Source organism: Endozoicomonas sp. ALC013 (assembly GCF_049310205.1).
Lineage (GTDB): Bacteria > Pseudomonadota > Gammaproteobacteria > Pseudomonadales > Endozoicomonadaceae > Endozoicomonas.
The window spans coordinates 1-25,272 of record NZ_JBLYNS010000077.1 but is presented as its reverse complement, the minus strand read 5'-3'; the positions used below and the strand labels follow the sequence as shown (position 1 = coordinate 25,272).

At 49.5% G+C, this 25,272-nt stretch carries 16 protein-coding genes; 5 read left to right on the top strand and 11 right to left on the bottom strand.

The features are described from left to right. Positions 1 to 516: 516 nt before the first annotated feature. The 3 genes from ACO6V1_RS14540 to ACO6V1_RS14530 all read right to left on the bottom strand — a co-directional run bounded on the left by ACO6V1_RS14540 (position 517) and on the right by ACO6V1_RS14530 (position 5,212). Complete coding sequence (locus ACO6V1_RS14540; protein WP_422463106.1) at positions 517 to 3,129, bottom strand: TRAP transporter permease; 2,613 nt, start codon at positions 3,127 to 3,129, stop codon at positions 517 to 519. 258 nt (positions 3,130 to 3,387) lie between these two features. Then, positions 3,388 to 4,368 carry a TAXI family TRAP transporter solute-binding subunit gene (locus ACO6V1_RS14535; protein WP_422448660.1) on the bottom strand — a complete coding sequence of 327 codons (981 nt, stop codon included), beginning with the start codon at positions 4,366 to 4,368 and terminating at the stop codon, positions 3,388 to 3,390. A 355-nt stretch (positions 4,369 to 4,723) separates the two neighbouring features. Beyond that, entirely contained in the window at positions 4,724 to 5,212 is a 489-nt protein-coding gene (locus tag ACO6V1_RS14530) for a YchJ family protein (RefSeq protein WP_422448658.1), read from the bottom strand. Between the two features lie 230 nt (positions 5,213 to 5,442). Between ACO6V1_RS14530 and ACO6V1_RS14525 the strand changes: the two genes are divergently transcribed. The 4 genes from ACO6V1_RS14525 to dinG all read left to right on the top strand — a co-directional run bounded on the left by ACO6V1_RS14525 (position 5,443) and on the right by dinG (position 10,730). Next, complete coding sequence (locus tag ACO6V1_RS14525; protein ID WP_422467358.1) at positions 5,443 to 6,054, top strand: hypothetical protein; 612 nt, start codon at positions 5,443 to 5,445, stop codon at positions 6,052 to 6,054. A gap of 226 nt (positions 6,055 to 6,280) precedes the next feature. Beyond that, positions 6,281 to 7,615: a hypothetical protein gene (locus tag ACO6V1_RS14520; protein WP_422467356.1), complete on the top strand. Its 1,335-nt coding sequence runs from the start codon at positions 6,281 to 6,283 to the stop codon at positions 7,613 to 7,615. Between the two features lie 122 nt (positions 7,616 to 7,737). Next, complete coding sequence (locus tag ACO6V1_RS14515) at positions 7,738 to 8,388, top strand: hypothetical protein (protein WP_422448653.1); 651 nt, start codon at positions 7,738 to 7,740, stop codon at positions 8,386 to 8,388. A gap of 158 nt (positions 8,389 to 8,546) precedes the next feature. Then, positions 8,547 to 10,730 (top strand): ATP-dependent DNA helicase DinG, encoded by a 2,184-nt coding sequence (dinG, locus tag ACO6V1_RS14510; protein ID WP_422448651.1) that lies wholly within the window; start codon positions 8,547 to 8,549, stop codon positions 10,728 to 10,730. 67 nt (positions 10,731 to 10,797) lie between these two features. Here dinG and ACO6V1_RS14505 read toward each other — a convergent pair whose 3' ends face one another. From ACO6V1_RS14505 to ACO6V1_RS14470, 8 genes are all read right to left on the bottom strand, one after another. Beyond that, positions 10,798 to 12,225, bottom strand: coding sequence for a hypothetical protein (locus tag ACO6V1_RS14505; protein ID WP_422467354.1), 1,428 nt, complete (start codon positions 12,223 to 12,225; stop codon positions 10,798 to 10,800). Between the two features lie 526 nt (positions 12,226 to 12,751). Further along, positions 12,752 to 13,297 (bottom strand): hypothetical protein, encoded by a 546-nt coding sequence (locus ACO6V1_RS14500; protein ID WP_422467352.1) that lies wholly within the window; start codon positions 13,295 to 13,297, stop codon positions 12,752 to 12,754. A gap of 150 nt (positions 13,298 to 13,447) precedes the next feature. After that, on the bottom strand, positions 13,448 to 13,981 hold the full coding sequence (locus tag ACO6V1_RS14495; protein ID WP_422448645.1) for a hypothetical protein: 534 nt from the start codon (positions 13,979 to 13,981) through the stop codon (positions 13,448 to 13,450). A 283-nt stretch (positions 13,982 to 14,264) separates the two neighbouring features. Next, complete coding sequence (locus tag ACO6V1_RS14490) at positions 14,265 to 17,132, bottom strand: valine--tRNA ligase (RefSeq protein ID WP_422467350.1); 2,868 nt, start codon at positions 17,130 to 17,132, stop codon at positions 14,265 to 14,267. Positions 17,133 to 17,568: 436 nt separating this feature from the next. Then, positions 17,569 to 17,862 (bottom strand): YebG family protein, encoded by a 294-nt coding sequence (locus ACO6V1_RS14485; protein ID WP_269673759.1) that lies wholly within the window; start codon positions 17,860 to 17,862, stop codon positions 17,569 to 17,571. Between the two features lie 151 nt (positions 17,863 to 18,013). Then, positions 18,014 to 21,124, bottom strand: a complete 3,111-nt coding sequence (locus tag ACO6V1_RS14480; RefSeq protein WP_422467348.1) for a hypothetical protein — start codon at positions 21,122 to 21,124, stop codon at positions 18,014 to 18,016. A gap of 921 nt (positions 21,125 to 22,045) precedes the next feature. Next, positions 22,046 to 22,348 carry a hypothetical protein gene (locus ACO6V1_RS14475; RefSeq protein WP_422448639.1) on the bottom strand — a complete coding sequence of 101 codons (303 nt, stop codon included), beginning with the start codon at positions 22,346 to 22,348 and terminating at the stop codon, positions 22,046 to 22,048. A 9-nt stretch (positions 22,349 to 22,357) separates the two neighbouring features. Then, on the bottom strand, positions 22,358 to 22,594 hold the full coding sequence (locus ACO6V1_RS14470) for a hypothetical protein (protein ID WP_422448637.1): 237 nt from the start codon (positions 22,592 to 22,594) through the stop codon (positions 22,358 to 22,360). A gap of 52 nt (positions 22,595 to 22,646) precedes the next feature. Between ACO6V1_RS14470 and ACO6V1_RS14465 the strand changes: the two genes are divergently transcribed. Next, positions 22,647 to 25,272 (top strand): hypothetical protein (locus ACO6V1_RS14465; protein ID WP_422467346.1); only part of this gene is annotated, 2,626 nt, incomplete at its 3' end.

The following is a 25,272-nucleotide window of genomic DNA, read 5'->3' as shown; positions in this document are numbered from 1 at the left end:
GTAAACGCTAATTTAACCAGCGTAAGTAGTTGGCCAAATGGAATCGTATATTTCTGGCTAAGTGGGCAGTTGCTATGCAAGGCGCAACGTAGGGAGCATAGCCGTAGCTATGTGACCGGAGTTCCAACGCCGCAGAGTGACTGACAACTTAGTCAGAAATATATGATTTCATTTGGTTAACTACTTATGCCCGTTATCCATTGCTATAAAGCCGGAACGGTGTTTTTGATCAAAATATTCTGGTAGAGAATGCAGCCCGAGGATTTGACTGCCGGACAGCTTGGGAAGTTCATGGTCATTCAGAAGATTCAGAATCTGCTTTTCCGGATTTGAGACATAGGCCGGGGTGATAGTTGGCAGGTACAGTATTCATATTAATTATCCTTACAGTAATTTATCCCTGTTATGAATACTGCCCTTGTCGTCAGCTTATGTAACCAGGAACCTGATTGATTGCAGTGCTTCAGGTAATCCCAGGAGAATGTCCGAATAATATTCTTCTGATACAGTATCTAATTATTCGGACAAAAAGAAAATGAATTTGCTGCACTGGCCCTGTCGGCGTCTTTGTCCAAGGAAAATCAACAACAGCAGAATAAAGGCGGGTATCCATGTCAGTTGTTTTGGCAGTCGCTCTGCCGGAACTTCCAGACGATGAATCTGCCAGTCAAAATCAATACCGGCCTGCTGCGCCTCACTGTTGAAGTCAACCATATCGATGGTCAGGTCATCCCCATCAACCAGAACCTCCAGGCCCATGTGGCGGAACCGGTCATCAGCCGTGGCCTGGTCGCCAGCGGGGAGAATAACCATCTGATTAACCGATTTGCCTTCCAGGGTTTCTCCTGCTACCCACAGGCGTGCATCAGCCTGGTCCGGCAGTGCTTCAACCTGGGCAACAATGTCACGACCTTCATGGGTTTCATAGGGAGGGTAAATCCTGTCCCACCAGAAGTCTGGCCTGAACAGGGTGAAGGCGATCAGCAGCATGCCCAGGGTTTCGTACCAGCGGTTTTTTACTAACCAGTGACCCTGGGTTGCGGTAGCAAACACCAGCATGGCCGCAATGGCACCAAAGACGACAATCGCCAGTTGTGCAAGGCTGTCAACGCCGATCAGCAGTAACTCAGTATTAAAGATAAACATAAAGGGCAGAACAGCGGTGCGGATATCGTAGGTGAAGCCCTGGATACCGGTCTTGATTGGGTCCGACTGTGCGATGGCCGAAGCGGCAAAGGCAGCCAGGCCCACAGGCGGAGTATCATCCGCCAGAATACCGAAATAGAAGACAAACAGATGGACCGCAATCAGAGGCACGATCAGTCCATGCTGTGCGCCCAGGGTTACGATAACCGGTGCCATCAGGGTGGACACCACAATATAGTTAGCGGTGGTTGGCAGCCCCATGCCCAGCACCAGACAGATAATGGCGGTGAACAGCAGCATAAGAATGATACTGCCAGCAGAAATCCACTCCACGAACTCGGTCATTACCAGACCAACACCGGTCAGCGTGACTGCACCCACAACAATACCGGCGGTTGCAGTGGCAACACCAATGCCGATCATATTGCGGGCCCCGGTGGTCATGCCGTCCAACAGATCCAGAAAGCCCTCTTTGAGATGCGTGGTGGTTTGCTCCTTCCGGAACAGATCAATCAGGGTTTTATGGGTCAGTGTGATGAAAACCATGACCAGGGTTGCCCAGAAGGCAGAGAGGCCAGGGGAGTAGCGTTCAACGGTCAGACACCACAGTAACACCACCAGGGGCAGCAAATAATAGAGACCGCGCTTGATGGTTGGTCCGGGCACAGGAGTACTGCGTATATCCTCTTCAATATTGTTGATGAGATCCGGTTGTCTGGCAGCCACTTTCAGAAGTATCAGATAACTGGCCAGCAATGCCAGCGTGATGATCCAGAGGGCGTGCTCTCCCATATACTGTCTGGTCCAGCCAACACCGTAATAGACGCCAGCGCCCAGCAGGCAGAGTCCGGCAAACGAGCCCGTGAATGACATCAGTGCCTGAGTCTTTGTGCGGGTGACGCTTCTTGGCAATCCCTGCATGCCCGCTTTCAAAGCTTCAAGATGGACAATATAAAACAGGGCAATGTAGGAAATCGCGGCGGGTAACAGGGCGTGGCGAATAACATCGATATAAGAGATGCCAACATATTCCACCATCAGGAACGCCGCAGCGCCCATAATAGGCGGCGTCAGTTGTCCATTGGTGGAGGCGGCAACTTCAATGGCACCGGCCTTGTGAGCAGGAAAGCCGACCCGTTTCATCAGGGGGATGGTGAAGGTCCCGGTGGTGACCACATTGGCGATGGACGAGCCGGACACCACACCGCTCAGGCCGGATGACACCACAGCAGCCTTGGCAGGCCCACCTTTGAGATGACCCAGCAGAGAGAATGCTACCTGAATGAAGTAATTACCGGCACCGGCCTTTTCCAGCAGTGAACCAAACAGAACAAACAGGAAAACAAAGCTGGTGGATACACCCAGGGCAACACCAAAGACTCCTTCAGTGGTGATCCAGAAGTGCGACAGCGCCTTGTTGAGACTGGCACCTTTGTGGGCAATCACATCCGGCATGTAAGGGCCGGCAAAGGCATAGGTGATAAAAACCGCCGCAACCACCATCAGTGGCGGCCCCAGTGCCCGGCGGGTTGCTTCCAGCAGAAGCAGCATACCAGCACCGGCCGTGACCAGATCCAGGATAACGGGAGCCCCGGCACGGGTCGCCAGCGCCTGGTGAAAAATATAAAGGTAGGCGGCACAGAAGCTGCCAGTCAGTGCAAATAGCCAGTCAGTCACGGGCACCTGATGGGTAAACGATTTTTTCCTGGCAGGGAAGGCAATAAATGCCAGGAAAATGGCAAAGGCGAGATGGATTGCCCGGGCCTGACCATCGTTAAATATGCCAACATTGAAAATATACGGCAGAGGTGATGCGTTCCACAGCTGAAACAGTGACCAGCTCAGGGCTGTGCCCAGTAATACCAGTCTGGATTTGCCAATGGGCTGGCGGCCGCCCTGTTCGGACTGGTTAACCATTTGTTCAGCAGAGCTGGTGGAGCCTGCTGTTGAATTATTCAGCTTGGCGCTGTTGACTGCTTCCATAATATACCTGTTGTTATTGAAGTTATGCGCTCTGGAAATGATGCATTCTTCATCCAATGGCTCATGGCCTTATAAAAATGCGGGGAAGCGGAATATCCATGAGGTAAAAAAGACGACACTGCTTCCCCATGCAGCCCTGTGACCCCTGTTGGGTGAGGGCTGTATAGGTCTTCATGCAGAATTCAGGCAGCACTCTGCGTGATGACAAACTGCATTTGGGAAGGTGTTGCTACACCTTCCCGGATCAGGGAAAAAAGTTCAGAGAAGACCTGCTTCCTGATAGTAACGCCTGGCACCTTCATGCAGCGGGATGCTGAGGCCATCAGACACCATCTCTTCTTTCTTCAGGGTGCCAAACGCCTGGTGCAGTTTTTTGAAGGTGGACAGATCTTCAAATACAGCTTTGGTCACCTGGTAGACAGCTGCTTCGCTGGCCGCCGTGGAGGAGACAAAGGTTGCCGCCACACCGAAGGTCTGAACGTCTTGATCGTTGCCCTTATACATGCCACCGGGGATAGTCGCAGTGCGGTAGTATGGGTTGTCTTTGATCAACTGGTTGACTTTATCGCCTGCGACAGAGACCAGTACGGTATCACAGGAAGTGGTGGCTTCCTTGAAAGATCCGGATGGGTGGCCAACGGTATAGACAAAGGCGTCAATCTTGTTGTCACAGAGTGCCTTGGCGTGTTCGGCTGCTTTCAGCTCGGAAACCAGGGAGAAGCTGTCGTGTGTCCAGCCATACAGTTTCATCAGCTGTTCTATAGTGCCACGCTGACCGGAGCCCGGATTACCGATGTTGACGCGCTTCCCCTTCAGGTCTTCAAACGTGCTGATGCCGGCATCTGCCCTGGCCAGAATGGTAAAGGCTTCCGGGTGTACCGAGAAAATCGCCCGCAGGTCCTTGTTGGCACCTTGCTGTTCAAAAGCGCTGGTTCCCCGGTAGGCGTGGAACTGCCAGTCCGACTGGACGATACCCATATCGAGCTCACCGGCACGGATGGTGTTCAGGTTGTAAATAGAACCACCGGTACTTTCAACCGAACAGCGGATGCCATGCTCTTTGCGTCCCTTATTCACCAGGCGGCAGATAGCGCCACCGGTTGGGTAGTAAACGCCGGTGACACCGCCGGTACCAATGGTGACAAACTGCTGGCTGGATGGGGCTGCACTGGCAGTGGAGGAGATAGCTGCAAAGCCTGCCCCCAGAATGGCAAGTCCCAGTTTTTTGAAAATGGTCATTGTCAGTCCTCTTGATTTGAGCTTTTTTTACCATGGCAACAACAAGAGGTGGGCAGTGAACATCAGCTCTGGCGGGTCCCGGGTGAATTCCCCGGGCAGACCTGATTGCTTCTGAACCGTACTTCTCGTTCATGGCTGTTATATTCAGTCCGGACAGCATTTCCATGTTGTCCCCTGACTGGTTTGACTCGCTTAACCATGAATGGCAAGCCGAGAATTTGCCTGTCAGGTTATTACGTTTGTCGAAGCAACCTGATGCGGTAGGTGATGCTACCATGTTTACGTATTGATTTCTTTGATTTCTGTCTATTGATTCTCGGTAAGTGCTTATGATAGATCGGAAAAGTTGTCGTCTTTATTGTGCGCAGCACTTTTTATACTTCTTGCCACTGCCGCAGGGGCAGGGATCATTTCTGCCAGCGTTTTCTGTTTTGACCAGTGCCATTTTGGGGTAGACAAAGTACCAGTGCCCTTCTTTTTTAATAAAAGAAGAGCGTTCATGGTGAACTTGTTCAGGGCCTGAGAGTGACTCCCTGAACCAGGCCTTGAATTCAACCATGCCCGATTGATCCGCCGCTTGTCCTGCCTCTGTATCGACAATCTCGAGTTTTTGCCACAGCGTACCGTGTGATTGCTGGTAGACTTTCTGCTGTTTGATGGTTTCCTGTTGCCCGGGGTGTGTTGTGGCAACCAGGTAGGGAATATTGCTCAGTGTGTAAGCCGTATAACGGGAACGCATTAATGCTTCAGCTGTTGGGGCTGGCTTCCCTTGAATATAAGGCTTGCAACATTCGGTGAATGTTTTTCCAAAGCCACAGGGGCAATCTGAGGGGTTAATGGACATGGTAACTACCCGAAAACGGTATATGCAAAACGTATGAACAAAATTTTAAGTTGAGACATCAATGCCAGCGGCTGTTGACGTTTCTTTGCTGAATTTACGGCGAAACGTTAACAGGCTCTGACCTGTTGCCGCAAGAGCTGTAAAGATCAAGGCTGTTAAGAACTTAATTGTTTGTTTTTCTGTCAGTAATTATTTCTGATCAATCTTATTGAAATCTATGGAGGTGTCTTATGCCAGCTATAGGCAAAATTTCCGGACAGTTTGAATCACCGGTCACAGGCCCCACTCGCAACCGTGCTGTTGGTCAATTTGAGGGAAGGACGACCACTGAATCCGATGCCACAAGACAGACTGAAATTAACCGATCATTTAATGAAAAGCCTTCACTTAAAGATCGTTTAATCTATCCATTTTATGCCGCCAAAAATCGAATACTGCACATGGCTGGTATAGGTGCACAGGCTGGAGTTTATACGCCGATGTTCGCTGCAAGTGCTATCTGTGTTGGAGCCGGTGAAATTATTGGCAATACCGTTGGTGGATTAATTAAAAGTTTATTCTTTCCGAACTCTGATATACCACCGGGTGAAGTTGGTGCTTTACTGGGATTGTATACAGGGATTTTGCTATCCATTCCTGCCGCCGTTGTTCTTGGTGTGTTTACTACGACTGCTTTTGCAGTTGTTGGTCTGGCTGGCAGCGTGCTGGCTTCACCGTTTGATATCTATCATGGCATGACACTGGCTGATAAAGCAGACCTGAACCCAAAGCAAGTGCGGGTAATGGATATATGGGATGATATCAAAATGCCTGAACTCAGCCAGTTTGTTAACTGGGAATAGTGGGTGTCCTTTTTTTACCCTCGTTCTGTCTCATCGCTCTGATGGTTAATGTAACCCTGATACCTGGTCTGAATCTCAACCTGCTGTGCTAACGGGTTATGGGTTTTAGCGTCTGGCAAATAACTCATGAATAGGGAACTTTATCCAGGTTTTTCTACTCTAAAGGCAGCGAAAAATAAAAAACGGATTGTTTTTACCATCAACAACAAGCATCAGGGTGTTTCATATGATACCTTCCAAAACGCCAGCTCTGCCCGATCCATCATACCAATATCAAGCTGGTAAGTCGGATAAACCAGAGCCAGGCTCAGATGATCAAACGTATGTAAAACTGAGTAGTTCAGGAACTACGCTAAGAAACAGAAAAGATCGCAGCACTGAAAAGGCCGTTAGTGAGTGGCATGTTGATGTTCAACAGCCAACCGCTTCAACGTTATCCATCACCAAAGGGCGGTCTTCGGACAATAGCGAACGCCAGCCGACAGCTGAGAAACCTGATGTTCAACAGCCAACCGTATTTACATTCCCAACCAGAGAAGAGCTGGCTCTGCAAGAACGCGAGCAGAAAGCTGAGGAACTTGGCCGGTTGCGAACGTTTAGAGATGCCATCTCCAGATCCGAAGCCTTATCCATCCTCAATAAACATGATTACAACTATATGCGTATAGCTGCCAGGCACGGATTTAGGGATATCATTCACTATCTGGTCGAAAATCAGATGCAAGAGGTTTATAAACTATCTGAATATGCACCCATTTGGGAAGCGACTAACTCCGGACACCTGAAGATTGTCGATTACCTGACCGATCATGGATTGGATAAGGATAACACGTATCATGTATGTCGTGATTTATATGGCCTGGATAATCTCATTACAGCGGTAGCTTCATCTGATCAGATGGACACAGATAGCGAAATCGAAATGGTTGAACTCCTTTTGGCAAAAGGAGAGCCGGTGGATGGCTATGGTCTTATCACTCCTGCCTTTGTGGCAAACAGTAAGAACAAATCAGAGTTAGTTGCTTTTTTAAAGAAGCATGGTGCTAAACCGGAGGGGCTGAAAAAGCTCGACTGCGATAAGGTACAAAAAATTACTGATATTGAATTTGCGGAGGAAGTACGAAATTTTAATCTTGAGAACCTGAAGGTGAGAGACGTTTTTGTTTTTCTCTCAGAATTCGGTGAAAAAAAACAGAGAAATAGTCGAGACTCAAAAACCGACGAAAGAGAAGATCGTAAAGAAATGCCAGAGCCCATTCCCAGATTTTTTCATTGCAATTCAATCAGAGAAGGCAAAAGTGCTGCAATCAACCCAAGTGCCAGTGAAAAAGCTTCTTGTAACAGTGATATTGCTGAAGCGACCGCAAGAGATTCTCAGCTTCGTCCTGATGTTCATTCTGTACAAGCTTCACCACTTGCTCCCGTGCTTCAAAGAGACGATATAGCACCACCCTCCTATCAAGAGGCAATGCGAAGTACAAATCAAGCTCCACTACTCGCTCCCGAGCATCAAAGAGTCGATACACCACCCTCCTATGCAGATGTAATGCGTAGTACTTGATTGTTTGCTTTTCTGTCAGTATTTATAACCCTGTTGTTATGGGATGAGGGGATAAACCTGCTGTAAGCTTTGATGCAGTACTTATTTCTAATCAATCTTATTGAAATCCATGGAGGGATCTCATGCAGTCTATAGGAAACATTACCGGTCAGTTTGATTCAACGGTCACAGAACCCAACCGTACAGACGGTCAATTTGCTGGCAGGACGACCACGGAATCCGATGCCACAAGACAGACTGAAAATAACCGATCATTTAATGAAAAGCCTTCACTTAAAGATCGTTTAATCTATCCATTTTATGCCGCCAAAAATCGGATTCTGAAAATGGGGGGTATAGGTGCACAAGCTGGGCTTTTTGCGCCGATAATCACTCTCGGTAGCATTTGTGGTATAGCCGGTAACATTATTGGCAATACCGTTGGCCGATTAATTCAATGTTTATTCTTTCCGAGCCCTGAGGAATCATCACCGGGCAATACGGGTTTTCTTGTCGGACTTTATCTGGGCTATTTGCTCGCCGTTCCTGTCAGCGTCGCACTTGGTGCGGTTGCTGCGGCTGCTTTTGCTGTTATTGGGCTGGCTGGCAGCGTGGTCTCTTTACCTGTCGACATCTATCGTGCCGCCACAAAGGATAACAAAGCGGACCTGCACCCGGAACCAGTGCGGATAATGGATATAGCGAATGAGATCAAACACACTGACATCAGAGACTTGTTTGATTTTCAAGATTTTGAGCCTATACCTTTGTCAATGTCGAGTCTAATATTTTGATCCGTTTAAAACCCGGGAGAGTCAGGATTCTGAATTTTGCTCCCGGTTGCCGTATCGTTTATTGAATAGAGTTTGTGGTATTCACCGCTGTGCAGTGTGATGAAACAGGATACAATCAGTCTATTTAAACCAGCTACTCCACCAGAGCGATAGGCATTGTGCTTGACGAACCCCAGAAGAGAGCCATCCAGAAAGCCTACAGTGCTTTTCTGGAGAGTAAAAAGCTAAAGGCCCGACCGGGGCAGAAGCAGATGATTGCCGAGATTGCCCGAGCGCTAGGAGATATTAACACCGACAGTGAAGGCCGCAGAATCTCTGACCCCTCCGTTACCGTGATTGAAGCCGGTACGGGTACCGGAAAAACCGTGGGGTATGTGTTGCCTGCGGTGGTAATGGCTCAGGCTGCGAAAAAACGTTTGGTCATTGCCACGGCCACCGTGACCCTTCAGGAGCAGGTCATCAATAAAGATCTGCCGGACATTATTTTAAAAACCGGACTCAAGTTCTCTTACACCCTGGCCAAGGGGCGTGGGCGTTATGCCTGTCTGAGTAAGCTGGACCGGCTGCTTCAGGAAGAGGAAGCGACTGCCTCGTTAATGGATATGTTCGCCTACGATGGTCACACCCTGGAAAACGATCAGTCCTCCCTGGCGCTATACCAGAGCATGCTGGAGGCATTTGCCGCTGCCAAATGGGAGGGTGACCGGGACAGCTGGCCTGATGCCCTGGAAGATCAGCAATGGCGAACCATCACCACTGACCATGCCCAATGCAGCGGACGTCGTTGTGGTTATTTCCGGCAGTGCCCATTTTATAAAGCCCGGGGTGATCTTGAGCATGCCGATGTTGTGGTTGCCAACCACGACCTTGTGCTGGCGGATCTGGCGCTGGGAGGCGGTGCGATTCTTCCTGAGCCAAAGGATGCCATCTATGTATTTGATGAAGGCCACCACCTGCCAGACAAAGCCATTGATCATTTTACCTGTCAGTCCAGAGTCAAAGGCACGGCCAGCTGGCTGGAGAAAGCCGGGCGACATCTGCAGAAGATTCTGACCCAGCAGGCCCTGCCGGGAGAGCTGGGTGAATTGCTGGAGCGGATTCAGCCCGAGTTTGATGCCCTGGTCAATGCTCTGGGTCATACCCGGGAGATGCTGCACAGCATTGCCCGGTTTGAACCAAAAACACAATTTACCACCCAGGGGGAGAGTCAGGTCGCTTATTACCGCTTTCCCCAGGGCATTGTGCCTGAACCATTACGACAACAGGCGGAACGGTTGAAAGCCGGTTTCAGCAAGTGCAGCGGTATGCTGGAAAAGATAGCCAAAGCCCTGGACGATGCAATGGACGGCGACGTTCCCGGTATTGATCGCTGGCAGGCGGAACAGCTCTATCCTGAAATCGGTGGCATGCAGTCACGAATGGAGAGCCATTTTCAACTCTGGCTGACCTACACCATCAAAGATCCCGAGGGAGAGCCTCCCAGCGCACGCTGGTTGAAATGGAGCGAAGGTGCTTTTGGCGAAGAGCTGGAGGTTTTCAGCAGCCCGATCATGTCTTCCATGACCTTATGGCAGACGCTCTGGAATCCGGCTCACGCAGCCATTGTCACCTCGGCAACCCTGGCCGCTCTGGGTAGTTTTGGCCGGTTCCGGATGCGCTCCGGAGTGCCTGCTGAGTCTCGCTGTGTGGTAGTGCCCAGTCCATTTCTGCATGGTGAGGCGGCATCTCTGGTAATACCGGCCATGGCTTCAGACCCACGGAATGCGGAAGATCATACTGCCGAGATTATCGAGCTGCTACCCGAGTTACTGTCCGGTGATGATCGCCCAAAAGGGATGCTGGTACTGTTCTCTTCCCGCCGACAGATGAAGGATGTGCACTTTGGTCTGGATGCCTGTTGGCAGGAGAAGATCCTGCTGCAGGATGACTATTCACGACAGGAGTTGTTGAAGAAGCACCGCCAGCAGATTGATGATGGCAAGGTCAGCATCCTGTTTGGTCTTGCCAGCCTGGCAGAAGGGATAGATTTACCCGGTCATTATTGTGAACACGTGATTATTGCCAAGATTCCTTTTGCAGTACCGGACGACCCTGTGGAGGCCGCACTCTCTGAGTGGCTGGAAGCCCAGGGGCGGAATCCGTTTATGGAAATTACCGTGCCGGATGCGGCGATCCGCCTGATACAGGCTTGTGGTCGTCTGTTGCGGACGGAGCAGGATCGTGGTCGCATCACGATTATGGATCGACGGCTGGTTACCGCCAGGTATGGTCAGATGATCATGAACTCTCTGCCACCGTTTAACCGGATTATCGAGCCAGCTGCGGCGGTTATGATGAGATAAGATAAAGGGCGATTTTGAAGGAGGCCACTGCTACCTGTCGGCAGCAGCGGCCGGATGAACCGATAAATTATCCGAGAATATTCTGGTTTATCCCGACCATTCCCAGCATTGGCAGTAGTAAACTGTAAGGACTTTGATCGGCAACTTTGTTAGCAGAGCTGTACCAGTACCCGGGTTGCCAATCTATATATTTGACTTCCTCGCTTGTAGGTTCGTCCATTGAATAAGTTAATACGGTGTCATTTTCACTATCAAGGAAAAATTGGCTTACCCGATGTGGCAAACCTATAATTTTTAACACTTCACCCTCATTCATTATCACCAGTTGTGAACTGACATCGGTTAAGAGGCTTTCTTCATTTAGCAGGGTGTTTACCCTGGTCATGTTATTGTTGCTCTCAATGTCGGTAGAGTTAAGCGGTTTTATCGGCATGGGTGTCGCCTCTGATACGTCAGTGCAGTTGGTGTTTGTCGACAATGACTGACTGCCATTAGTGGGATGCGCTGGGGTAGTTATATCAGGCAAAGAAGTGGGTGTTTCTGTGGCAGATGTCGGGACACCAGTTTCGGTTTTCGGTTTTTGGTTATCAAGCAAGGCAAAGCTGACAGCACTCCCTTTGGGTACCGATGCAATCTTGATGAAATGTTTATCTGAACCATCAATAACAGCAGTGCTGTTTTGGTAAACAAAAGTACCATTTGGAGAAACATGATTCACACTTTCGGTGGATGACTCATTAGTACTGGGTCCATAGTAACCTATGTCTGTCTTCGAGTTATCTGAAGTAGATGGCCTGAAATATAACTCAAACGGCATGGCTGTTTTGTCGTGATATAAAAAATACGCCGTGACGGGAAGCCATGGAGAGTAAATATTAAAAACACCGAGTTTAAAAGCATTGGCCCCATGGTTAAATGTTACTGCCTTGGGTATTGTAGAGATAATTTGCTTGTCATTTTTTACCATTAACCAATGATTACTTTTTTCGATTTTGTATGCATTTCCTTGCGGGGTAATGATTTTATCCTTTAGTTTGCCAGTTTTTGAAAACAGTAAAGTGTCATGTAAGTTGACTGGTTCATGCTTTGATATACCCTTTGGTTTGAACCATTTACGACCAGTAAAGTAGTTTTTTTCCATCTTGGCATATTCCCTGCCGATGTGCTTTTTACCACCAATCCTGCCGAGCCATTGTCTGCCAGTTGATTTGCCCCCTTTTGGGCCAGGTAATGGATGGTGGGAACCACCTCCACCGACTCCTCCTGATGACCTTCTGGAGCCTCTTCTTGAGCTTCCTGAGCCTCTTGAGCCTCTGGAACCACCACCTCTGCTGGAACCCCCACCTCTGCTGGAACTCGATCCTCTGGGAGAACGCTTATATCTTAACGGTGCTTCGATCTCATCCTTCGTCGCTTCTCTTTCAATCACCACCTGAGGGGGCTTTTCTTCAGTCTGGCCACTGTCGTGTTCATTCTGGCTGTTCAATGCAGCCATCCAGGCTGGCTGGCCCGGGGACTTGACATCAGGGGGGGTTAAGGGGACAGGGAGGAATGAGTCTGTTGAATTAGTCAATGTTGATAAGGACGTTGGCTTGGCATTGACCGATGTATGAGTAGTAACGCCAGCGACGCATTTGCCAGCCAGGGTCAGCAAAGTGATGAGCCTGGCGGGGGCGGATGATGCATAATATGCCGGGTTAGGAAGATGCTTAAGGGTCTGTGCAGCGCAAGCTAATGAGTATCTTGCCTTACCGGTCAGCCATTCGTACGTTGAAGCTTCAGGTCCACTACTGTCCGGGATTTTGGTATCAGGTATGCCGGGTGGTGTTAATTGATTTGGTTCACTGATTATCATGGTGGTAACAGCTCCTGTTTATATTCTGCGACTCCTCAATGGAGGCAGGATGAAAGGAAGAAAAGCACGGCGTGTGTTGTATTTGTTGATTTCTGGGCACCGTGCTGTCTATCAGACAATAGGGACAGGATTTTGTTCCCGTTTTCTAACCGATCAGGTTCAATATTTATCGCTCATAGTAAGCCACAACTCTGTCAGCAAGTGCTGACCGTTCACAGCCGGTTCCATTGGACGCCTCCAGCACAAAATTGTAAGCCTTTGCTACCATGTAGGGACTAAGGCAGGCAGCAACGCTGAATCCTGTGAAATACCCGATAGCGCCACCAACCGCTACACCAATATACTGACCTTCTGTTATCCGACCTCCTGTTAACTGACCTTCTGCTCCTTCCATCATCCCCCCTAACATCGCACCTCCGGCACCCAGAGTGAAACACCCGACGTGGGCGGCAACTTGCGTGATAATCACTGATGCACTGCCCATTGCGATCGCTGACAATGTGGCCAGAACACGCTCTGTTTTTCGGGTTTTCAGTAACGGCCCATCGTATCTGTTGTTTTGTTCCGATATCTGGGACCTTTTATCAGGGTATATATCAATAGAAACTTCTTTGCCAGAATGCCTGGCTTTAGGTTCAGCCGGAAAACTGACTACAGTTGAAGGATTGTATTGTTCGGTGAAATAAGATTCGGTGGTTTCGTTAGCATTCATATAACAGCTCAATTTAAATCGATTGATGAACTAAGGATTTGTCTCAGAATAAATCATAGTGCCAATAAAAAGAAAATTGAAAAAACGGAGCATAAAAAACGCTGCGGTGGTTACAGCGATTTTTTATTAACAGTTTAGATTGTATTGGGTTTATGCCCTTGATGTTGAAGTTGACCCCTCATAATGAGCCACAACTCTATCGGCAAGATTGGACCTTTCAAAGCCATTGCCATTTGTCGCCTCCAGAACCAGATTGTAAGTCTTTGCTATAAAATAGGGGATAAAGTAGGCCGTCACGGCATATCCTGCGAAAGCCCCAACAGAGAAACCGATCACGCTACCAAGAAACATACCATAAGGCCCTCCTACCACCCCAATCGCGGTACCAATGCCACCCAAAATGCTACCCGCTACGGAAGCGATAGTCGGGGCGATGAATAACACTGATGCAACGCCCATCGCGATCGCTGACAATGTGGCCAGGGTGCGCTTGGTTTCTCGGCTATGCAGTGGCCGCCCCTCGTATACGTTGCCTCCTTCAGGTATTCTGGGGCCTTCATGGGAGTGCATGGCGGTAGTTACTCTTTTGCCAGAAAAGCCGGCATTAGTGGTTCCGGGTAAATTGACTTCAGGTGTCCGGGCAGGTTGGCCCGTTGAATTATACGGATTTTGTTCAGCAATCATATTAAACCTCCATTTGTATAGATTGATCAGCGATGTTTCATTAAATGCAAATTGTTAAAGTTGCACCCTTAGCTGGTGCATTTGATGATATGAAAATATTAACAAGTACTTCAATAACACGAATGTCAGAATTACTATCATCCAGCGGGTGCAATGAGGAATCGGGTTGAAACAAGGCTGATCAAATGAATAAGACGTACCAGCAAAAAGAAAATAAAAAAAGTGGGCATAAAAAAATGGCTGCAGTGATTGCAGCCATTTTTTTTATTGACAAGGCTCTGATTTACAAAGCCTTGATCGCCTCCAGCTGTTCTTCCAGCTTGGCCCTGGCGGCTTGAGCTTCAGCCAGCTTGGCTTGCTCTTTGGCAACCACGTCGGCGGGTGCCTTGCTGATGAATTTCTCGTTGTTTAACTTGCCTTCAAAGCGGGCCACTTCTTTGGCAAACCGCTCAATCTCCTTATTGAGTCGGGCAGACTCTTTGCCCTTGTCGATCAGGCCAGCCATTGGTACCAGAACTTCCATGGAGCCTACCAGCTGAGTGGTTGCCATGGGGGCTTCTTCACCGGCGGCCAGAACCCTGATGTCTTCCAGTTTGGCCAGGGACTTCAGGAAGGTCTGGTTGTCATTCAGGCGGGCAACGTCGTCTGCAGAGGTGTTACGCAGCAGTACATTCAGCGGCTTGCTTGGGCCAATATTCAACTCGGCACGAATGTTACGGATACCGGTGATAAACGATTTGAGCCACTCAATATCACGCTCAGCCGTTTCATCAATACGGGCCGGGTCCGACACCGGGTAGCTCTGCAGCATCAGGGTGTCACCGGCAACGCCAGCATTGTGCTTGATGTTTTGCCAGATCGCTTCGGTGATATAAGGCATAAACGGATGGGCCAGGCGCATAATAGCCTCCAGAACCCGAACCAGTGTACGACGGGTGCCGCGCTTACGTTCAGCAGGTGCATGTTCATCCCACAGAACCGGCTTGGACAGCTCCAGATACCACGCACAGTATTCATTCCAGACAAAGTCGTAGAGGTTCTGGGACGCGTGATCAAGACGGAACTCGGACAGGTTTTTTTCGATCTGGGCTTCAACCCGTTGCAGTCTGGAAACAATCCAGCGATCAGCCAAAGTCAGTTCAACGGGTTCATCACCGATACCACAATCTTGCTCATCAGTGTGCATTTTGACGTAGTTGGCAGCGTTCCAGATCTTGTTGCAGAAGTTCCGGTAGCCCTCCAGACGGTTCATATCCCAGTTGATATCACGGCCAGTGGAGGCCAGTGAGTACAGGGTGTATCTCAGGGCATCGGTACCGTGGGCAGAAATACCGTCGGGGAAGGTATTGCGGGTACGTTTTTCGATCTTCTCCGCCAGCTGCGGCTGCATCATATTGCCACAGCGTTTCTCAACCAGGGCTTCCAGGTCGATACCGTCAATCATATCCAGAGGGTCAAGGACGTTACCCTTGGACTTGGACATTTTGTCGCCATGCTCATCACGGATCAGGCCCGTCACGTAAACGTACTTGAACGGCACCTGTGGTTTGCCGTCTTCATCTTTCATAAAGTGCATGGTCATCATGATCATTCTGGCGACCCAGAAGAAGATAATGTCAAAACCGGTGACCAGCACATCGGTGGGGTGGAAGGTGTTCAGGCGATCGGTCTGCTCTGGCCAGCCCAGGGTGCCAAAAGTCCAGAGTGCCGAAGAGAACCAGGTATCCAGAACATCGTCATCCTGCTTCAGGACAACAGGCGTTGGGATGTTGTGCTTTTCCCGGACTTCGGCTTCATTGCGACCCACGTAAACGTTGCCGGCATCGTCATACCAGGCAGGAATTCGGTGTCCCCACCAGAGCTGACGGGAGATACACCAGTCCTGAATATCACGCATCCAGGAGAAGTACATGTTCTCGTACTGTTTGGGCACGAACTGAATACGACCGTCTTCTACCGCTGCAATAGCCGGTTTGGCCAGCGGCGCAGCGCGGACAAACCACTGGTCAGTCAGCAGCGGCTCAATCACCACGCCGGAACGGTCACCGTAAGGCACCATCAGGGTATGGTCATCGATTTTTTCCAGCAGACCAAGGGCATCCAGGTCAGCAACGATCTGCTTGCGGGCAGCAAAGCGCTCCAAGCCCCGGTAGGCGTCTGGAATAGTGGTATCAATGGATTGATTAGCCGTGCCGTCAATATTGTAGGCTTCACCCTGCTGCCGGATGTCGCCGTTCAGGGTCATAACATTGATCATTGGCAGGTTGCAGCGCTTGCCAACTTCATGGTCATTAAAGTCGTGGGCCGGGGTGATTTTTACGCAGCCGGTGCCTTTTTCCATATCGGCGTGTTCATCAGCGACAATCGGGATGCGACGGTTGACCAGGGGCAGAATAACCGCTTTTCCGATCAGGGCCTGGTAACGCTCATCTTCCGGGTTAACCGCCACACCGGTATCCCCCAGCATGGTTTCCGGGCGGGTGGTGGCAACCACGATATAGTCTTTGCCCTCTGCGGTTGTCTCACCATCCGCCAGTGGATAGCGCAGGTGCCACATATTGCCTTTGACTTCTTTGTTTTCCACTTCCAGGTCGGAGATAGCGGTGTGCAGTTTTGGGTCCCAGTTCACCAGACGCTTGCCCCGGTAGATCAAGTCGTCTTCATAAAGGCGGACAAAGACCTCCTGGACAGCGGCATAGAAGCCCTTGTCCATGGTGAAGCGCTCGGTGTCCCAATCAACAGATGCCCCCAGGCGACGAAGCTGACGGGTGATGGTGCCGCCGGACTCTTCCTTCCACTCCCAGATTTTATCGGTAAAGGCTTCACGTCCGTAGTCGTGACGGGTTTTGCCTTCTTCTGCCAGGATCTTGCGTTCAACCACCATCTGGGTTGCGATACCCGCATGGTCAGTACCCACCTGCCAGAGCGTGTTGCAGCCTTTCATCCGGTGGTAGCGGATCAGGGCATCCATAATGGAGTCCTGGAAGGCATGGCCCATGTGCAGGCTGCCGGTGACATTGGGAGGGGGGATCATGATGGAGTAGGGCGTGCTGTTACCGCGCTGGTCAGAAGCCGGCGCAAAATAGCCTTTCTCTTCCCAGTTTTGATACAGCGTGCGTTCGATGGCTTGGGGGTTGAACGTCTTTTCCATAACTGCTTTTCCAGTAGAGTTTCCAACTGTTCCCGGAACTCCTGAAGAGCAGGGGGGCTCCGGATTTGGATAAACCGGTGATTATACACTGTGGGACTGAATCAGGAAGCACCCTTCATTGCCGACTACTGGGTTCTCGGACAGCTTTCTGCATCATTGCAATGAGTTTGGTGTGTACAATCTCCGTTCACCCTGAGCAGAGTCGAAGGGTGATTGGCACAGTCTTTATTCAGGGTATGGTGTTTACGCCCTTCGACTCCGCTCAGGACGAACGGAGCTTGGGAGTCATTGATAGAAGGAACCCATCAGAAACCATGTACTAGCCTATGGGAAGTACCGAATCAGCTGTTATTTTAAGTATTCATAAAATGTGATTGGTAACCACAAAGGACATTTCACTATGAGCAACATCACGCCTTTGTGGCTTAGATCAATATCAGGCAATCGCTTCACGAATATCTACGGTATTGTTTTCTGCAGGTTCGCTCTCCAGTTTGATCTCCTGCAGGATTTCAGGTTTGCCTTTAAAGGCTTTGGCGAGAATATCCTTGTTCCGTGACAGCAGCAGACCGATCTCTTCCGCCAGTTGTTCATCGATCTTGAAATTGGCTTCCAGCATACCCGTGATGCCATCGGCCAGCTCAAGCATACGATCGTGTTCTTCTGCGGCTTTCTTATCAGTAAACATGCTTCCGTCCCGGTCAACTCGCCACATGGGGGTAATGGACATGGGCTTCCTCCTGTATTGGGTTCTTTATACTGTATATAAATACAGTTGTTTTGTCCAGAAGGCTGTCTGGGAATCAGCTAGTCAATTTCCAGCTCAAGTCAGGTCTAAAACTCTGGTAGCCAGCCCTGCCAGGTGTACTGCGACCTTGGGTTCAGAGGATTTGACACGAAAAGCCTTGGTCTGTGTCAGGCTGATTTTCTGGTTGTGAACGCGCGGGTTCAGGTATCTGCTTCGGTACGAACATTACTTTCTCTAGCTGGCGGTCATCGTCGGTACAGTAGGGACGCTTCTCACAAACCACGGTAATACCCCGCTCTTTCAGCACTTCCTGCGCTTTCGACGAAGTCAGTGTTTCCTGCGTCAAGGTCCCTGGGTTCATTCGTATTCCCTGGCTCTTCAGCCGTTGCACCTCTTGCTCCAATGCCTGTTGTGTTGCCGGGCTTAGCAGTGATGGGTTATGCCTGTACTGCATCTTTTCCAGCAGCGTCATTCCGGCCGGAATCTCTATCTGGTGGAGATCATACCAGCTGTTATGAATACCATAAGTGATGCCTTTGCTCTGATCAGCCCTGCAAGCCTGGTGGTAGGGGTCTGAACAGACAATAATTCCAGCGGCCTGAGCAATTGTGCGCCGAACATTGTCATCAATAAACCGGTTCATTCTTTCCACTGGCTCAGTTGTCCATTCAAAGTGCTCAGAAATCTCTGAGCCATTGTCAATCAGACCGTAGGCCTCGGTATATTTTTTTTCGCGGTGATCGTTGGGTTGCCCGGTTACTTGCGCCAGATCAGCCGCACCATGCATGGCGGCTACCAGATGCCGTTGAAATTCAGTCCCGTTGCCAGGCCCGGAGGTAAAATCCCAGGGCAACTGCGGCGGCAGGTCAAGACGTGTAGCGTCAAACCCCCCGACCGTTGATCCGGGAAAATCAGCCCCAACCCCGCAACAACGGATAATGTCCATACGATCTGCAAAGCGTAATATGCGCAGATACCAGCGCACGGAGTCAGACAGGTTCTGCTCATCTGCGCCATTGACATCATTTTCCTTGCTGACCATCGCCTTTGCCATATCCTTCAGCAGCGGTTCAGGATAGTGCCCGATCAGGTCCCTTTTGAAATAGTCAGCTGACCTTGTTTCTTCCACTGATTTGGCGACATCTTCGGCAGCAGCAGCATGGTAGATAATCGCCAGCGCCAGGAGTTCTTTTTTTTCCGGGCGCAGGTAATGCAGCTGAAATTTTTCCAGCAATTCCATATACCAGAGCCCATTATTCCTGGCCCGCAGGACATGACTGCAGCTGTGCAGCGGTTTCCACACGGTTGGCAAGGTATGTCTGCCAAGGCTCTGGATCACGCGTTCCGGTCCCGGACGGCGGTAATAATGCTGCAATACCTTCAGGATGGTGCTTTCATTATCGCCGACATTATCAGGCAGGACGGGCGGTTTGCTGAACGCGTCCACCATAAACTGTAATGCCGCTGGCACCTTGGTTTCCACAGGTGCCGCCAATGGGCAAGCATCGTCCGACAGACCGAGCGATTGTTTCAGATCCGCGATTTCCAGATTGGCCTGTCGGACATGTTCTGACCAATTCAGGTAGAAAGGATGCTTGTTTCGTTGCTTCCATAGTCCTTCAAACCATTGGATGAACCCAGCCACGGATAAGTTACCAATAACCTTTCTACCGTCATGGCACCAATAGTCCAGATTATGTTTAACCCTGGCCAGAATATCTTTGTTCAGGGAAGCTCCATAATGAAACAGGGCGAGTAGGTGGGACTCAAAGATATCAAGGTTTAAAGGGTAACCAAGGTAATCACATAGTAGCTCTTCAAGACGGCTCTGCCGTTGCTGCTGACTGAGCCCCCGGCAGATTCGGTCAAATTCAACGACGCTTCCCGAATAACCGATCAGCGGCAACCACTTGAGATCTTCCAGGCTCAGGAACTCAAATGGAGCAAAGGCGGCCACCATATAATTCATTGTGCCCGCTCGCATTACCGCCGATTCTCGCTTGCTTAGCGTACAGTAAAAAACCGAAGTAACCTTCTGATCCATCCTTGACCCGCTCTGCAGAAGCAACTGAAGTAAACGGCAAGCTTCTTCCTCTTGTTCCCGGATTTGTTCCTGTCCAGGCTGATCATTTCTGAGCATTTCAGTAATCAGCAACTTTTCCAGCAACGATGTAACATATCCTTGTTTATTATGAAAAAAACGGTGGTGAATTGGCAAGCCACTCTGTTTTAATTCCAGAAGCCTCCCGGAACTGTAACAACAGGGATCACTCACCAGCTTGATGGCCTGTTGCAATTTGTGAAAAACATCCGGTGAGGCGGTTAATTCCCAACTCAGTGCCTCTGTACGCAAAGGCATTGGCAGCAGATTCAACATGGCTCTGAAATTTTCCTGGTCTATGCCCTGTGAGAATGCAAAATCATCCAGAGAATGCTCATTCAGGGCCAAGTGTTTACTGTCCAGCTCATCATCAAAACAAACCTGTACAGAACCTGTGCGGTGACAATAAATAACCATAGGCAACGGTTGTTTAAGCTCCAACACCTCTTCACAATGACGTTTATCCTGCAGGATATCGGCAATATTCATCTGAGTATCGAGGTAAACAAAAAAGCATCTGATGTCTTCCTTGCTGTAGTTGGTAAGCACCAGTTCCGGATAATCAAGATAATTATAGGCGTGGGAATTATTGCGGATTACCAATCCAGGTAAACTGAAAGTCCCATCTGCTCGCAGATGTCCCGAGGTGAAACGAGGATAAACTCTCCAAATGGCTTGATTGGCATTTTCAAGACATTTCTCGTGTAATGATTGCAGATCAGGCAGTAATTTTATTGACAGTTTATCCGGATCCATGTCGGGCTCCGTATATGCATTATGTTTATAAACATAAAGGCATTGTGGATTAACAATGCCTACCATCCATTTACCAAACCCATCTGGTACGCGTGCTACGGGCATCATCTTCCCCGGCAGGGCGAGGGTGAATGGCCTTGGTGCACCCTTACCCGAAAAGTAATCATTTTCTTTAGTCAATTTAATTCGCCGAAACGCCAGGTACCCACTCTCTGCTGCCCAAAGTAGCACTTGTCGCTCATCTTCCCTGGGATGCCGGGGTATCAGCTTGCTGGTCGGTGCGCAGGTTGCCCATTGGCCAGAGACCGTTACCGGCTGGGTGTCAGGCTTTGGTTGGGGATGAGGGTGCAGGTTGGCGGAGGTATCCATGCCGCTGACAACATTCATGGTAGTTCTCAAGCAAGACTTATTTAGTTACTTTAGCTACCCACTTCTATCATAAGAGTGGATTCTATCATCATTAGAGAGTAACTGGCTGGTAAAAGTTCCAGTATGGCTCCACTGTCCGTAGCTGCATTTTCGTAGCGAGATCACAGTATTTTACATGCCCAGCCTCCCAGGAGGCTGTCCGAGAATAGTCTGCCCTACGGTGGCTGCAATAAATTGGTCTAAAAATTCCTGCTTAAATTGCAAGTCTTCATGAATGCTGTGGCCAGTCTCCTGCTGATCAGCATCGTCCTCTTCACTGTCACTGGTTTCGGCTTTTTAATCAGAGCCTCAACTTCAGCCATTTGAAACTGCTTGTAAAAAAGGTGGCCTGGTTTCAACTTTCGCATTTATTTTGCATTGATAATGATACGAATTCAGGATTAACAGTAAATACAAACAGCTTGAACTAAAGCTATGAAATAGTAAACGACAATAATCAACAACCCTTATTTGCCACCCCTAGACTGTATACTTTTCTCTCTCGAATATTTGCAAATTTTGTAAAGTTGGATATTTTTCCATCAATCTGAAATTAATAGAAGTCAACTGACGGGTTAATCAAGCGATGCATCTTGGACTTCCAGTTAAACCAACTAATCCAGATTTTCTGCCTGATCAAAAATATCCTCATGATCCTGATAAAAAATTCCCTCATGATCCTGATAAAAAAATTCCTCATGATGATAAAAAATTTCCACATGATCATGATAAAAAATTTCCTCGTGATCGTGCTAAAATAACCAGCGTGTTTCACTCACGTCAAGTGGCTAATAATAAAAAGACAGGGAAGACGACGATTGCACCGGGTAGCCAGGATCAAACCTGCCATTTGGTTCAGTCTGCCAGTTCTTCAGTCTCGCTCAGGCAGACAATCTCAATTCATTCAAGTGCAGCTGTTTCAATAGATAGCACCACCTCAATCAACGCCTCGGCCAGCAGTTCAAATCCGGCAAAAGCTTCAACATCAGAAAGCACAGCGGGTTCAATAAATAGCGCCACTTCAATCACCGCTTCGGCCAGTAATTCAAACACAGCAAAAGCTTCAACATCTGAAAGCACAGCAGGTTCAATAAATAGCGCAAGCTCAAAAACAGCTTCGGCCAGCAGTTCAAATTCAGTAAAAGCTTCAACATCATTTGAAAGCGCAGCTGGTTCAATAAATAGCGAAACCTCAACAACCACTTCGTCCAGTCATTCAAATCCGGCAAATGCTTCAACATCTGCCAGCGCAGGCAGCATACACACGGCAACCGCCGCTATGTCGGAGGCCATGAAGGTTAGTGCCTCAGATAACGCTGCTTCGGCAACGTCCGCTAACAGTCCATCTGTGAACAGCGAATCAGGCTCGGTACAGGCGTCGGCGTCGGTGTTAACAGCAATCACCAGTGCATACCTGGCAACATCCAGCCTGGCCAGATCCCCAGCCACTACTCAGGGTACATCCAGCAGCAGTGACAGCAGCAGTGATTACAAGACTGCTGTGAGTTCATCAGACAGTTCATCAGAGTCCATTACCGCTACTGCCCACGATGCAGCAGGCTCAGTAAAAACGGCGGGCCCTGGTTTTACGGTAACCGGCGCTCATCGGCCAGCCAGCCAGTCCGGCTCAGTCAGCAATCCCCTGGCAGCCAGCGTCTCCAGCCACTCCCATGCTTCTGGCTCAGCAGGGCCTTCCGCCACAAGTGTAAGTATCAATGATATGGGTGAAACCGGTGACTATTCGGCAACGTCCATGGGGTTATCCGGCTCGGTGAAGAGTACCGTCTCTACCCATGCAACGGGTATGCATTCATTGCCTTCGCTGCACAGTTCGGCAACTGCCATGAATGCCACCACGGCTTTCCCAGCCCGGTCCAGCCTGACCGGTTCCGGCAAGGGCACTGTTGCCGCCAATGCATCGGTAACGTCAGCAATAGCCGATCCCGGTTCTGTTTCGGTTGTTGCCAGCCCGATTGGTATGAATACGTCGTCGTTTAATTATGCAAGCCCGACACAAACAACACCGTTTAATTATGCAGGCCCGACTGTTCAGGATTCTGCCTCTGCAAGCATTGCCAACAGCCCGATACTACTACCGGCCAGCACTCCCTCACTGGTTAACACCCTGCCACCCTGGACTGACAGTATTATCCCGACACATTCATTGGGCGGCATCACCGACATCGCGCCCGCCAGGACCACTCTGGCCCTGTCCAGTTCGCTGGCCGCTACCAATTTAACACTGGAGCAGCAACTGACCGCCATAGTGGACGATATGGGCAATTCAACCAATCTTGGCATGTACGAAAATGACCTGGTTTATTTTCAACAACTGCTTCCGGCCCTTAACCTCACGGAATTAGCCACCTTTGTTAAGGGCAGTGCCAGGGATTTTGCCGGATATATGCTGCTCGAGGGTATTAAAGCCTTTGCCGAAACGATCAATGGCACGTTCACTAATGGCACGTTCACTAATGCCACTTTCCCTGATGTCGCTCGTCACTATTTCGATATCGTAGCAGCCGGGGTGGATGACATTATCCATGAGTTCAACACCACAATTGCGCCTGACCCGACAACTCCTGCCCAGAATACTGGCTCAACGACAGTAGCCCATCACCATCGCTCAAAAAGAATGATCATTTCGAAGCCGGATTTCTTAAACAGCATCAGGTGGCTGATAGGGCTTGAAGATGCCATTGCCCAAGACAACATGGTCCCGCAACTGTTGGATTTTTTACGGGGTTTTTCTGCAATGCGCAATGAATTTACCCTTGCGGTGCAGCGTGGCGTTGCGGGAGACCCGGATGCAATAGCTCTTGCCAATCAACTCCGTCAGCCACTGGGGATGGCCAATTATTTGGCGCAATATAAGGACGAGGTCTTTGATTTAATGTGGCGTGAAGACTATCAGGCACTTGGCAGATTAGCGTATAAAGTTAACACCCTCTCAATTATTAACGAAAGTACTCCGGCACAACCTAGAGACATGATGCAAGGGCTCCAGGTCTTGGTTCGTAACCTGCTGCAGCGTCTCCAACGGATATCTCTGGCCCCCAATCCGCCAGCTGTGACGAATTTAAATTTTGTCACAGCTTTCTCTATGGCATGGAACCCTTTTCGACTAATGATGAATGATCTGCAAATACGGGAAGGCATATGTCTGGGCGATGTAGTGTCAGTGACCCTTGCCAGCCACTTTGGAATTTCTGTTAGCAACTCTTTAAATGCTCTGGTCAATGCTGTTTTTCTGGGTGCCGGATATGCTCGATTACCCGCTCTTGTCAGGACCTTGCTACAGGAATTGTCGACTAAAAGACTAATTGCTTCCCGCGCACCTTTATGGCGTAGCCTGGGCCTGAAAAAAGACAGTCATTACCTTAGTAAAATTAGCCAGGAACTTGAGCAATTTTCGTATGGAGTCTACGCTGGAGAACCATTTCTTACAATTCGGTCAATGCTGTCAAAGATGGTTGCAGCGCTCAATGCGAAGGCAACTCAGTTACCGACAGGGGCAGATGCTACTGTTCTGTTTACCATCGCCCCGCGTGTCGGACATATCCTATTTGCAAAAATACAAAGGATGAATAATCAACTGGCTCTGATCATTTCTGATATCTCAAGCTCTTTGTACGTGGCCAGAGCCGATTCAATGGATCAGTTGGTCGCAAGGGCCATGGACGCACTGAGACGACTGGCTGAGGTATACAACCTTGGATTGACTCAGCCAGCGCAGATTGCCAACTCAAGAGGTATCGGGCATCTTTATCAACCCACCGAGGCAGAAATAACCGAGTGGGCTGACATGGCTCCCATTCCTACCTCGGCCTTAACGTTAAAACAGATCCTGACCAAGCCGGTAACGGAACTTGAAGCCCTCGACAAAGCGGCCACGAAGGCCCTGGCAAAAGAATACATTAACAAGGTGACCAGTGCAGCGGGGCTTGAAAAACTGAAATTAAGTCAGAAGCTGACTGAACAGGACCTGCTCCCTCCACCCTCAAGCACTCAGGTAACCACAGTCGATCCACTAATCCTGCAAATGCGGGAAGTGATCAGTGTGCTTGACGATGCTCTGGCCAATAATACCCCGGTACCGGATGCCATCAAAATATTGAATGCCAACC